The 13,417-nt window shown below is 26.6% G+C and carries 11 protein-coding genes and 3 tRNA genes; 9 read left to right on the plus strand and 5 right to left on the minus strand.

From position 1 onward, the window contains the following. Positions 1 to 34: 34 nt before the first annotated feature. From EXC28_RS03760 to EXC28_RS00950, 5 genes are all read right to left on the minus strand, one after another. Complete coding sequence (locus tag EXC28_RS03760) at positions 35 to 1,207, minus strand: ribonuclease HII (RefSeq protein ID WP_084271879.1); 1,173 nt, start codon at positions 1,205 to 1,207, stop codon at positions 35 to 37. Between the two features lie 4 nt (positions 1,208 to 1,211). Then, positions 1,212 to 2,522, minus strand: a complete 1,311-nt coding sequence (locus EXC28_RS00935; protein WP_036437551.1) for an aldehyde dehydrogenase family protein — start codon at positions 2,520 to 2,522, stop codon at positions 1,212 to 1,214. Positions 2,523 to 2,663: 141 nt separating this feature from the next. Continuing rightward, a complete protein-coding gene (gene rpmA, locus EXC28_RS00940) occupies positions 2,664 to 2,921 on the minus strand; it encodes a 50S ribosomal protein L27 (protein WP_029330741.1) in 258 nt (85 codons plus the stop codon). 3 nt (positions 2,922 to 2,924) lie between these two features. Next, the gene (gene rplU / locus EXC28_RS00945; RefSeq protein WP_029330743.1) at positions 2,925 to 3,227 is read right to left on the minus strand and encodes a 50S ribosomal protein L21; all 303 of its coding nucleotides are present in this window, start codon (positions 3,225 to 3,227) and stop codon (positions 2,925 to 2,927) included. A gap of 232 nt (positions 3,228 to 3,459) precedes the next feature. Next, on the minus strand, positions 3,460 to 4,509 hold the full coding sequence (locus EXC28_RS00950) for a Dam family site-specific DNA-(adenine-N6)-methyltransferase (RefSeq protein ID WP_029330746.1): 1,050 nt from the start codon (positions 4,507 to 4,509) through the stop codon (positions 3,460 to 3,462). Positions 4,510 to 4,657: 148 nt separating this feature from the next. Here EXC28_RS00950 and EXC28_RS05490 point away from each other — a divergent pair, with 148 nt between their 5' ends. From EXC28_RS05490 to EXC28_RS05500, 9 genes are all read left to right on the plus strand, one after another. Continuing rightward, positions 4,658 to 5,986, plus strand: coding sequence for a hypothetical protein (locus EXC28_RS05490; RefSeq protein ID WP_029330748.1), 1,329 nt, complete (start codon positions 4,658 to 4,660; stop codon positions 5,984 to 5,986). 176 nt (positions 5,987 to 6,162) lie between these two features. Beyond that, positions 6,163 to 6,237: transfer RNA gene (locus tag EXC28_RS00960), tRNA-Asn, on the plus strand. Positions 6,238 to 6,241: 4 nt separating this feature from the next. Continuing rightward, positions 6,242 to 6,317: transfer RNA gene (locus EXC28_RS00965), tRNA-Glu, on the plus strand. A 2-nt stretch (positions 6,318 to 6,319) separates the two neighbouring features. Beyond that, positions 6,320 to 6,395 (plus strand) — tRNA-Val (locus EXC28_RS00970). A gap of 140 nt (positions 6,396 to 6,535) precedes the next feature. Next, positions 6,536 to 6,886 carry a hypothetical protein gene (locus EXC28_RS00975; protein WP_029330750.1) on the plus strand — a complete coding sequence of 117 codons (351 nt, stop codon included), beginning with the start codon at positions 6,536 to 6,538 and terminating at the stop codon, positions 6,884 to 6,886. A 357-nt stretch (positions 6,887 to 7,243) separates the two neighbouring features. Beyond that, positions 7,244 to 9,403 (plus strand): P68 family surface lipoprotein, encoded by a 2,160-nt coding sequence (locus EXC28_RS00980; protein WP_158524908.1) that lies wholly within the window; start codon positions 7,244 to 7,246, stop codon positions 9,401 to 9,403. Between the two features lie 13 nt (positions 9,404 to 9,416). Beyond that, positions 9,417 to 10,379 carry a thermonuclease family protein gene (locus tag EXC28_RS05495; protein ID WP_051622618.1) on the plus strand — a complete coding sequence of 321 codons (963 nt, stop codon included), beginning with the start codon at positions 9,417 to 9,419 and terminating at the stop codon, positions 10,377 to 10,379. A gap of 32 nt (positions 10,380 to 10,411) precedes the next feature. After that, positions 10,412 to 12,367 carry an ATP-binding cassette domain-containing protein gene (locus EXC28_RS00990; protein WP_029330754.1) on the plus strand — a complete coding sequence of 652 codons (1,956 nt, stop codon included), beginning with the start codon at positions 10,412 to 10,414 and terminating at the stop codon, positions 12,365 to 12,367. Between the two features lie 3 nt (positions 12,368 to 12,370). Next, on the plus strand, positions 12,371 to 13,408 hold the full coding sequence (locus EXC28_RS05500) for a carbohydrate ABC transporter permease (RefSeq protein ID WP_029330755.1): 1,038 nt from the start codon (positions 12,371 to 12,373) through the stop codon (positions 13,406 to 13,408). The last annotated feature ends 9 nt before the right edge of the window (positions 13,409 to 13,417 follow it).

Below are 13,417 nucleotides of genomic sequence, written 5' to 3' on the forward strand. Positions count from 1 at the left end.
TATAAAAAGCAATAGATGTTTTAGTAATTAAGATCTATTGCTTTTTTGTTTGTTTAAAACAATTCAATTGGTGATCGTTTATCACTCCGATTGCTTGTAATCAAGCATATATGGTGGTAATTCCTAGAAAAACAAAGTTTCTTTTCTTTAAATCTTTATAAATATTTTTTACAAAACTTAATATCTCTGGATTGTTTTCATTACCAAAGTTATTAATTGATTGGTTATTAGTAAAACTTCATATGTAATTAGCAAAACTTTTGAATTCAAGGATTATTTGTTGATAAGCTTTTGCATTATTAATAATGGCTTGTAATTTTTTTCTATGTCTAATAACTCTGCTATCATTCATTCAATTATTGATATCAATTTCATTACAATTACTGATTTTTTCCCAACTTAATTGATACATGGCATCTAAAATGTCATCACGTTTGTTTCAAATGATATTTCAACTTAAACCAATTTGAAAAATTTCTAAACACATTGATTCAAAAATTTGTTGATCATCGTATGTAGGGGTTCCTCATATATTGTCGTGATAGTAGATGTGATTGATTGAATCAATATTATTTTCAACTCAAAAGCAACGTTTTTTGTTCAAAATTTCAGGTAGAAAAGAATTGATGTTTTTATATGAAAAACGGTGATATTTTGTTAAACCATGTTTTTTACATGCATTAGCATGTATTTTGTTGTAGTAACCTTTGTTTGAATCTAGATTATAAAAAGGATATTTTAGATGTAGTGATTCCATATATTTATCACGACTAACTTTTGCTAATATAGAAGCAGCAGCTACATTTATACTGATTTGATCACCTTTGATTAAATTCAATTGTTTTATATCAATGTTATTTAGTTTTTCGAAATCTGTAATTACAAAATTTGGTTTGTTTTTTAATTTCTTAACACAAATCTCCATTCCTAAAATACTTGCTTGTTTGGGATTTATAAGATCTACTTGTTTATTATCGATAAATTCAATATGATATTCAATTGCGTTTTGAATAATTTCGTTAAAGAGTTTCTCTCTTTGTTTGTAATTTAATAATTTAGAATCATTAATTTCTTCGTTTTTGTAATTATTAGGTAATATACAACTTGCAACAACAATAGGCCCAATTGATGCACCGCGACCAGCTTCATCACATCCTGCTATTATTGGGTATTCAGGATACAATGTTTGTTCGATATATTTCTTCATTAAATTACCTCATTATGTATTTAATTAATCTCAATATTTTTGAATCATTAATTAAAGATTTATATTTTATATTTCATCTAGTGTTTAACTTTTTGTATGTAACTGGTTTTCAATGAGTAAATGTATCAAAACCTGTTTTTCCGTGATATTTTCCAAAACCACTTTGACCAATACCACCAAAACCTAGTTTATCATTCGCAAGAAAACTTAGATGATCATTAATTGAAACAGTTCCTGAATTTGTATTATTAATAATATCTTGAATAAAGTTTTTATCTTCACTGAATATATATAAAGAAAGTGGTCATTTGTTTTTAGATATATAGTCATAACATTCTTTAATAGCTTGATATTCAATGACTGGTAAAATTGGTGCAAATAATTCTTTTTGCATTATTGCATCATTAACGTCAGTTTCTTTTATGAATAAATCAATATATCTATCGTTTTGATCATATTTTAATTCTGGTGATAATTTTTTAATATTATCTAAATGTTGTTCATCGATAATTCTTGATAAATAATCTTTATTAATATTGATTTTGTTTGAAAATTCCGTTTTATGTCTGTTAAGTAAATTAATTAATTCATGTTTTTGATTTTTATGTACAAAAACATAATCAGGTGCAACACATGTTTGACCTGCATTTGTTAGTTTTCCTCAAATTATTTCTTTTGCAACATTTTCTAGATTTTTAATTTTTGGATCAATAATTACCGGACTTTTACCACCTAATTCAAGCACACAAGGAATCATTTTTTCAGCAGCTTTTTTATATATAATTTGACCAACTGCTGTATTTCCTGTAAAAAAGATAAAATCAAGATCTTCATTTAATAAAGACTGTGCAACTTCTTTTCCACCTAAATGTATATTTACATATTTATGATTAAATGTTTCGTTAATAATTTTTTCCAACACTATTGAAGTATGTTTTGAAAATTCAGATGGTTTTAAAACAACTGTATTGCCAGCACCAAAAGCATTAATTAATGGAATTAATGTTAAATTAAAAGGGTAATTTCACGGTGATATAATCAATGTCTTTCCATATGCGGTTGGTTTTAAATAACTCTTAAGATAAAATAATTCTTTTGGTGAAGTAACTCTTTTATCCTTGCTTCATTTTTTCAATTTTTTAATATATAAGTTTAATTCTTTAAAAACAACTCTAATTTCAGTTATTTGAGATTCTAGTTCGTTTTTATTTAAATCACGATATAAGGCATCTATAATTTCTTTTTCGTGTTTTAAAATTATTAGTTTCAACTTTTTTAAATATATAAGTCTTTCTTTAACATCAATTGTAATCATAAATATCTCCTTGAATAATTATTAATAATTATAGAATAACAATTTTGTAAGAAATTAAATTAATTGATTAATGAAATATATAAAAAATAAGAACACAAATAAATTGACATAAATAAAAACCCGAATCATTCGGGTCTTCAATTATTTCTTTTCAGGATAAACTGATGCAAATTTTCTGTTAATTCTGTCTTCAAATTTAACAAAACCATCGATTAATGAGTATAGAGTGTGGTCTTTACCCATTCCAACGTTTTGACCAGCAAAAATTTTTGTTCCTCTTTGTCTATAAATAATGCTTCCTGCTAAAATAAATTCACCATCTGTAGCTTTAACTCCAAGTCTTCTACCTGCTGAGTCTCTACTGTTTCTGGTTGTTCCACCAGCTTTTGTATGTGCCATTTACTATTTTCCTTTAATTTCTGTAATTTGTACTCTTGTATATGGTTGACGGTGACCTAATTTACGTTTGTGAGTTGATTTAGCATTGTGTCTATAAACAACGATTTTTGCTTGTTTACCTTGTTTTTCAATAATTCCTGAAACAGAAGCTTTTTCTACATATGGAGTACCGATTTTGTTTTCAACAGCTAAAACTTTGTCAAAAACAACAACGTCTCCTTCTTTGCCTTCAATCTTTTCAATATAGATTGTATCGCCGGCTTTAACTAGTAATTGTTTTCCACCGGTTTCAATGATAGCAAACATTGATGCCTCCTTATATTTTGTCACATCCTGAAGGTACTTATAATTAAGTTTTTAAAACCTTTTTAGTATGGTTACTCTATAAGTAACGCACTTATTATATCAAAATATAATATATTTATGATATTTGACTTAAGAAATATGGAATATCAGTGTAGTGCAAAACAAATTTGCAATAGTTATTGATTATATTAAAATCATTTCAAAGTTTTATATTTTTATATTTATATATAAACTAATAATTGGTAATAATTACTTCCTCTATTTCTCCTCTACCTAGACTATTTGAATTAATTATTCTTTTTGCTTTAATTATATGAATATTGTAATCTTTATATAAATCATTGATAAAGTCAGTATTATGGTTTGACAACATAACATAAACTCCTCTTTGATTTAGTTCTTTAAATACTTCAGATAATCTTTTTTGATCATCTTTATTAAATCCGTTTTTGTCATAATTCACAAAACCATTTTTATCGGGGAGAGTGTCATATGGGGGATCTAAATAGACAAAATCACCTTTTTTAGCTTTTAAAACCGCTTCTTGAAAATCAAGATTGGTAATTTCGATATTAGAGTTCTCAAAATATTCTTTAATTGAGTTAATGTTATCTACGTTGTATAAATTCACTTCTTGTTTTTTGCCAAAAGGAACGTTAAAATATCCTTTTGAATTAACACGATATAAGCCATTAAAACAACTTTTATTTAAATAAACTAATCTTGCTGCTTTGATATAAATTGGCAGTTCTTTAAAAGATAGATCTTTATCTAAATCTCTTAATTTGTAATAGTATTCTTCGCTATGCAATTTTGTATGAGTATTTAATTCAGAGATTAATAAATTGATATCTTTTTCATTTTCAAAACATTTATATAAACAATATAGTTCTTCGTTAATTTCGTTAATAAAAGCATTCTTGGGAGCTAATGAGAAAAATAAAGCTCCTCCACCTAAAAAAGGTTCATAATAATTTTTGAATTTTTTAGGCATTAAACGTTTTATTTCATCAAGAATTTGAGTTTTTCCACCAGCTCATTTTACTAATGGTTTTATATTGAAATTAATTTCGTTATTAAATAAATCTTGAATTGATATATTTAAGCCATTAATGATTTTTTCTAATGTATCTAATGTTATATTTATTGAACCATTTTCAATTTTAGAAATTGTTGAACGCTCAATTTTTGTTAATTGAGACAATTCAGTTTGTGAGATTTTATTTTGTTTTCTTATTTCTTTAATTTTGTTTCCGACTAAATTTTGTAGATTAATTGACATAATATAAAATTATATATATTTGTGTAATTAAAATACACATTTTATTTCGATATGATAACAAAATTATTACACGACAATAATTTTAACTGATGTTTATTTACATCTAATATAATTAAATTATTACTAATGTAGAAAGAAAATACGGTTTATGTTCAAAGATATATATAATAAAACTTTATCAATTTATGAAACTACTTTAAATCACAAGGCTAAATTTAAAGTTTTATACAAAATTTATCAATATCTTGGAGCAACATTGTTGTTTGCAATCTTTTTATATTTAACAATAGTAATTTCAATTGGACCTGGTTCAATTTTTAATAATAAAGAACAAATATTTAATAGAGTTGAGTTTTATTTATTTCTTGTAACATCATTTATTGTTGTGATTATTTCAATAATCGTTTTAACAAAACATATATTGTATGGTTTATTCTTAAAATACAAATATTGCAATTTCTTTAAATTTGCTAAATATTTTAAATCATATTTATTTTTGAATTTTGATATACAAAAGTTCAAAGATCTTAAATATATACTAACTAATTTCAATGAAGAGAAAATTAATAATAGATCATTGTTAAAATTTCTTTCATATTTTAACAATATCAATCATTACGAATTTAAACAATTGTTTTATGAATTTATTAATTTAAATGCGAATAAGAAGATAAACAAATATAACATTTTTATTTTCTTGATAGATAAATATAATAAAAACAATGACTTTACTTTGCTAAAACATTTTATATTAATGAATGATTTGAATTCATTGTGAATAAAGCTTAAAGACAAAGAAATTATCAAGAAATTTTCACTAATTTTTCAAAAAGAAATTGACAAACAATATATAGAAAATAATTATATTGTATGGTCTTTAATTAGATTTATAAAACCATATATTAATATTAAAAAATATAAAGATTGCTATTGAGATTCTAAAATGTTTTCAATATTTAATTATTTATTATTTATTCATAATGTTTTCCTACCATTAGTTGTTGGAATTGGTGAAATGGTAGATGAAAAGAAATGATATTTAGCAACAAAAACAAGCGAACTTAAAGGTATTTTTGAAGCAACCAATAAAGCTTCTTGATTGCAATTTGATTTTATTAAAGAACAAAAAGCTTTTTATACATTTTTATTGTTAAAAATCTTATTAATAATTGGAATTATTTTAACGACATTATTTTTTATAGCTATATTGACTATATTTATAAAAAGAAAAATTTGAACTAAAAAAGGTATAGTGTTAAATATATTAGCATTCATTCTGAGTTCTGTTGTTATATATTCTCAAATAATTTTGACAGAAGCTAATTATTTTTCAGATAACAAAGATATTTTGTTTGAGATTGTTATTGTAATTTTCAGTCTTAATTTAATATATTTGGAAGTTATACAAGTAAACATGTATTTATATAACATTGAACAAATTTCCAAGAAGTATTTTAAAGTTAAAGAAATAATATAAATAGATTATTGAAAGAAAACAATAAAAAATAATTTCAAATTAAAAAATAAACAGAAATAATAAATATGGTAAAATAACTATGGTTTTGATCGACAAAAAACTGAGCTATAAAAATTTAAACATTTTTTTAAAATACTATTTTTTTTAGTTATAATTATAGGGTATTTTAAATAAATGCCGACTTAGCTCAGCGGTAGAGCAGCTGGCTGTTAACCAGTTGGTCGTTGGTTCAATCCCAATAGTCGGCGCCATTATGGCCCTATGGTGAAGTGGTTAACACATATGGTTTTCATCCATACATGCGTGGGTTCGAGTCCCGCTAGGGTCACCATTGGAGAATTAGCTCAGCTGGGAGAGCATTGCCCTTACAAGGCAAGGGTCGTGGGTTCGAGCCCCTCATTCTCCACCATTTATCAAACGATACCAATGCCATTGAGGCATTTTTTTATTATTTTTTTGAATTTTTTATTCAAAAAACAGCAAAATCTGTTTTTTTTTTTTTTTGAAATAATTAATTTGACAAATTAAAAGTTAAGGAGGTGAATATATATGAGTAAATCAAGAAAATTAGCGATTGCCGGGTTGGTTTTAAACCCAGTAGGTTTTATAGTGATGTTAGCTGGAATTATTGCGTCTGCTACTGCACTTTTTGCAGTTGCTGCATCGGGCGCTGATGAATCGGTTGCGGGAGCAACAGTAGTTGCTGCTGGAGCTGGAGCGTTAGCTTCAATTGCTATAGGTTCAGTAATGTCATTAGCGGCATTTATTGTTTCAATAATTGCGGCGGTGAAAACAACTAATAGAACAGCTATGATTTTAACACTTGTTGGTCTTTTTGTATTACCAATTTTAGCGTGAGTTGGATTGGGAATGATTATTAAAGAAGATATGGATAAATAAAATTCTACCCAACTTGCTAGTTGGGTTTTATTTTCCTTAAGATAATAAACTTTGTAAAAAATATTTGATTGCTTTTATTTTAGAATGTTTTAAAAAAACAAATCATATGATAATTATCAAATTTAATTATTAAATTTCCTTTATATTTTTGTGATTAAAAAATTCCTTTATATAAGTATTAAAAAATTATTTAAATTATTTTTATATTATAAAAATGATTTTTAAGTAAAATAATTAATGTGAAAAACAAAATATTTTACTTTATTTCACTAAATGAAAAAATACAAATTAGACATTTTTTGTAATTTGTCTATTTTGTATTTTTTTAAACAAAGAACAAAAAAAGAAAGGATTTTTATGAAAAAATCTAAATTACTATTTACAATGTTGCCAGTTGTAATTGGGGCAGTACCAGTTATGGCGGCATCTTGTGTTAAACCAGACGGTCCTGATGGAGAAAAAACATCAAGATTTGATACCGTTAATGATAATAAATTAAGCATTTTATCAGGTTTTTCTGAAGGGAATTCACAAGGTAAAGCTATTAAAACACTTGTTGATGCATATAACGAATATGCTAAAACACATGCATCAGAAGGTTACTTAGAAGCTTCTATATTATGAAACCCAAATGGTTATGATACAGGTAAGTTAGTTAATGACTTGAGATCAACAAATAAAACATCTTTATATAACATTATGATTAACTATCCTGCTGCAGCGTCAATAATCGCTCAATATGATATGAATATTGCAGTGCCAAAAGAAAAATTTGACGCTTTAAATATAGTAGATGCATTTACTTCTGTAACAAGTTCAATTGTATTAAATGATAAAAATGAAAATTGAGTTGTTCCTATTTCACGTTCAACAGAAATGATTGCTATTAACCAAATTCTATTTGGAAAACTTCTAAATGATTTAGTAACATTAGGAGCACAAAAAGTAGAAGGCGAAACAGAAAAAATTGATAAATGAATTAAAGCATACACTGATTCTAAAGCTGCTAATACAGAACAAACTAAATCAGATGCTGTTGTTATCGATGAAATGTGAGATCCAGGTAAAACTAAAACTACATCTTCTATATACACAGAAGCAGTAGAAAAAATTAAGACATTTAAATTGTCAGATAAAAAATTTGAAAATTATAAAGACTTAATTGAAATGGTTTCATTGATGAAAAAATTATACATTAGTTCATCATCATTATATGTATTGGGTATAGATTCAGTTCCTAATGCAATTAACGCAATGATTGGATCAATTACCAAAAATGATTTAAGCAAACACTATATCAAAAAAGATGCTTCAAAATTTAAATCAGGTGGTTATGACTATACCTCATTCTTTGAAAACCCAAGTTCACCAGAATACGCAAGATTTAAAGAAGTATTTGATGTAATTCTAGAAGGAATTAACTCAGGCGCTATTTGAATTGGTGGTTCAGGTGCATATGGTTCAAACAATCTTGTTAACCATAAACTTGCTTTATCAATGGGTTCAACATCTGGTTATAGCCATACATATGTATCAAGTAATTCATCAAGTTACTTCCACAAAGAAGGTGGAAAGAAATTTACTGTTGCAAACATTAAAGATTTAACATTAACTAATGGTAAATTGAAAGCAAGTAAAGATGATGTTTACTGAAGCACAGATGAAGGTGTTAGATCATCAAAAAATAAATATGTTTTAAAATTATTAACATCTGAAGCTGATGCAAAAGTTAAACAATTTATGGAAAGTAATCCAGGAACTAACTATCTATCAACAGATAGAGATTTAGTAATTGAAGAAAAAACTAATAAAGTTTATGCTGTTAGTGGTTCTGAAAGAAAAGAATTAGTTGGTGCATTGGTGTTGAAATCATATAACTCATTAGCTGATGGCGCAACAAAAGACGATGCTGAAATTGATTCTAACTATTCACCTGTTGTATTGATTCCAGGTTCACAATTAATAAAACCAACTGTTGCAGATACATTGCAAAAACATGAAGCTGATTGAATTTCAATGCCATTGAAAGCAACATCTTCAGGAGATGAAACATTTTCTGTCTTTACACAAGGACCATCATTCGTTTTATTACATGCAAACGAAACTGAAGATCCAGCAACAATTAAATTTATTGAATGATTCTATACTCACAATTTTGAAAGCATTCAAATGGATTCAAAGAATACATACACAAATATAACTCCAATTGATGCATTTAACCAATACGGTAGCTATGTTTCACCTACAAAATCATTCTTCGCATCTACAGATGAAACAAAATTAAACAAAATGAATGAAGCACAAAAAATTGCATTCAATAACTTTAAAAAAGTTGTAGATAATCCAAATCAATACAAATCAATTGAAGATATTCCTTCAACTTACTCAGATAGATTGAGAAAAGCTTTGGAAGCAAATGCAAAAGCATTAGTAAATACTGCAAGTGATAATCCATTCTCATTGACTTACAATGATTTCATTAAGAGAATGAGCGAAACATTTAAAATAGATAACTAATTAAAATAAATCAATGAAAAAGAAAAATTTAATACTATTTAGTATTTTTGGTTCAATTGCAACCGTTGCCTTACCTGTTTTATCACTAAAATGTGAAAAAACTAAAGACAAAATCGAACCAGTTTGAAATGTTGCACCTAAAGCAAAATGATATACAACTGATTTTTCAAATTACCATGAAGTTGGTCGTGAATTTGATAAAACATTTGAAACAACTGTATTCGATAGAAAAAATGCAACTAGAGTTAAAAAAACAATTAATTATTGACAAAAATTTAGTTATGTTGATGGAGAAGTTGTTTCCATGGCTGACGGGGATACTATTACAGTCAAAGCTGAAACAGACTCATGAAGTTATGAATGACAAACTCCGGCATTTAAAGTTGGTCAATTATTAAAAGTTAGAATTGAATCAATTGATACACTTGAAGAAAACGTACCAAATGTTCAAGTAGATCCAGAAGAAAAAAAATGAGCACAAAGAGATCATGAATTTGCTGCTAAATTATTACCTATTGGATCAAAAGTTCGTTTAGCATTTGCTAATGTTTCAAATATGACTTATGACAGAGTTGTTGCTCATGTATTCTTTGGTGAGAATTATTGAAGAAACTTTTCTGTTGAAATGCTAGCAGGAGCAGTTACATTAGCCAGAATTGGAGAAACAGAAATCGCTTCTTATGAAGCTAATTACAATGAAAATATTAAAGAATCTCCAAGTTCTATATTATTACCTTATCTTGCTTATGCATTTAATGAAGGTATTTCAGAGAAAAAAGGTTTTTATAATCCTTCAAACGATGAATACTTTGAATCGCCTGCTGAATTTTCAAAAATGTATAAGGCACATGGTGAAATGTTGCCACAAAGTTTATATATTTTAGATCCGGCATTAGCACCAAAAGGATATACTGTTTCTAGTCGAAACATTTATCATTTTATAAAATCAAAAACAACAACAAACAGTGATAAATAGCAAAATTAACTATCTCTAAATTAAGGAAAAAAATGAAATCTAAAGACAATAAAGAAATATCATATGAACAAATTCATCAGTTTTCTAAAGAACGTTTCGAACAAAAGAAAACAATCCCTGCAATTGAAATCAGAGATTTAGTCATTGACTTTGGTGATGCTGTTGCTGTTGATAATGTTTCATTTTCAATTAAAAAAGGAGAACTTGTTACTTTATTAGGACCATCAGGTTCTGGAAAAACAACAACCTTGAATGCAATTTCTGGATTGTTAAGACCTACTAGCGGAAAAATATTTTTCTCTGGTATTGATGTAACAAAATACTCTCCACAACAAAGAGAATTGGGACTTGTGTTCCAAAACTATGCTCTTTATCCTCATATGACAGTGTATGAAAATATCGCGTTCCCTCTAACAAATGATCAACATTGAAAAGAGGAAACTCTTGAAAAATCTCAATTAGCTCAACAAGATGTTTTTGAAGTTATTTTAAAGCACGAAAAGGTCAGTCAAGAACAAATTAATAAATTAAAACAAGCATGTTTTTATAAAATAGACATTCCTAAAGAAACTAAAAAATACATCATTGAACTAAAAGCCTCTTTAAACAATATTTCTGAAAAAGAAATTAATCAATTAAATTTCTTAAAAACTAAAAAAATTGCCGAATTAAGTAGTTTAACAAAAAAAGTTATTCAAGATATTAAGGCAGCTAAATTAAGTAGTTCAGAAAAAATTCACGAATTAAAATTTGAAGCTAATTCGAAAATTTCTAAATTAAGAAAAATTATTGAAACAAAGCTTTCAAATAACCAATCAAGTAATGCAGAATTAAAAGAAATTCAAGAAATTAAAAAACATTTAGAAATTTCGGTTGCTCAAGTTAAAAAGCAATCTAAAGAGGAAGTTTTAAAATTAGAAAAAGAATACGATATTAATTACAAAACAGCTAAAGAAAAAATTAATAAAGAAATAATTAATGCAAAAGAAGCAGCTAAAAAAGCTGAAAATCAAAAAAAACAAAGTCCGCTAAACAAACAAATTCTTGAAGCTAAACAACGTTTAAAAGTTGTGACTTCTCAAACAAAATCTAATTATAAAAATAAAACATTAGAAATTTTTGCTCCTATTTTCAAGAAATATAATTTAAATTCTTCATTTAATTCAAATATGAGAAAACTAATTATGTTTATGCCAAAAGAATTACAAGAAGAAATTGAAACTTTATCAGCAAATATTCTAACAATTGAACAAGCAATTGTTAAAGATGTTTTAGAAGTAGCACAACGTGTAGAAATTACTAAGAACTTAAAGAAAAAACCGACCCAATTATCAGGGGGTCAACAACAACGGGTAGCTATTGCTCGTGCTATCGTTAAAAAACCTAAAATATTATTATTAGATGAACCATTGTCAAACTTGGATGCAAAATTGCGTATTTCAACAAGAAAGTGAATTCGTTCAATTCAACAAGAATTAGGAATTACAACAGTTTTCGTTACACACGATCAAGAAGAAGCAATGTCTATTTCTGATAAAGTTGTATGTATGTCAACTGCTAAAGTTCAACAAATGGGTAGTCCGATGGAACTATATACTAAACCAGCAAATGAATTTGTTGCAAAATTCCTTGGAATGCCAGAAATGACAATCTTTAATGCTGAAGTTAAAGATGGTAAGATTGTTGTAAATAATAAAGAAATTGCATCAGTAAATAATTCACAATATTCAAAATCTAATATTCATATCGGTTTTAGAGCAGAAGGATTAGTTGAAGATGATAAAAACTATTTCTTCACTGGAAAAATAAAAACAGTTGAATATCTTGGAAAAGAAATTCAAGCTCAAGTTTGAATTGAAGCAATTCAAAAACTTGCTAACATATACTTAACACATAAAGCACATTACGAAATTGACGAAGAAATTAAATTATCAATTAAAACTGACAATATGCATCAATTTGATGCAGAAACAGGCGAAAGAATATAACCAATGAAAATCTATTTTTGAAAGAAATTTAGAATTAAAAAAGTTGGTGAAAATCTTAGCGTTTTAAATCAAAGAACACCTTTTTGAAAACCATTTTTATTGCTACTTCCTTCATTGTTAACAATTACATTAATGACTATTATTCCTTTTATCCTAGTTATTATTGATTCATTTTCAGTGCGGGTAGGATTTAAAGCTCATGATATTGGTTTTGGTTTTGAAAACTTTAAAAATATTTTTAATGATATTCACTTCAAAATAGGTGTTAGAAATGCATTTGTGTATTCAATTGTGTCATTGCCAATTAGTTTATGCATTTCATTATTGATATCTACATCAATTACAATGTTAATTAAAAAATGATCAAGAAACTTCTGACAAACAGTATTTTTCTTACCATATGTAACATCTGCAATTGCTGTTTCAATCACTTTCTTCTTTATCTTCAAAAAAGAAGGTGGTTTCGTAAATATCATTTTAAAAAATTTAAAACTTATTGATAAACCAATTCCTTTCTTAGAAAGTGGTGATTATAAATCTTGAAAACCATTTATAGTTATTCTTCTAAGAGGAATTTGAGGTAGTTTAGCATTTCAAATTTTAATTCTATCAACAGCAATGCTATCTGTAAATCCACAATTATACAAATCTGCCTCAATTGATGGCTCATATAAATTCAAACAATTCTTCGCAATTACACTTCCTTCTATTAAAAGAACAATTTCATTCTTGATCACAATGGGATTGATTGGAGGAATTAAAGTTTTCCCACTTTCATTGTTTAATAACAATGAACTAGATGCCTTGAATAATGGTGGTTCATCATTAATGTTATACGTTTATAGATTCGTAAAACAAGGTTCATTTAGTACGGGGGCAGCCGCATCTATCATGTTATTCTTAATTGGTGTATTAGTATCATTCAGTTTAAGAAAACTTGTGTCAATTACATATATTATTGGAACAAAAATCGGAGAAAAAAATGTCATTAGAAAGATTGAAAATCAAACATTGAAGACAAAACCGGTATTTAAAATCTAGACAAGATCT

The sequence above is a fragment of the Metamycoplasma cloacale genome, from assembly GCF_900660735.1.
Classification (GTDB): domain Bacteria; phylum Bacillota_I; class Bacilli_A; order Mycoplasmatales; family Metamycoplasmataceae; genus Metamycoplasma; species Metamycoplasma cloacale.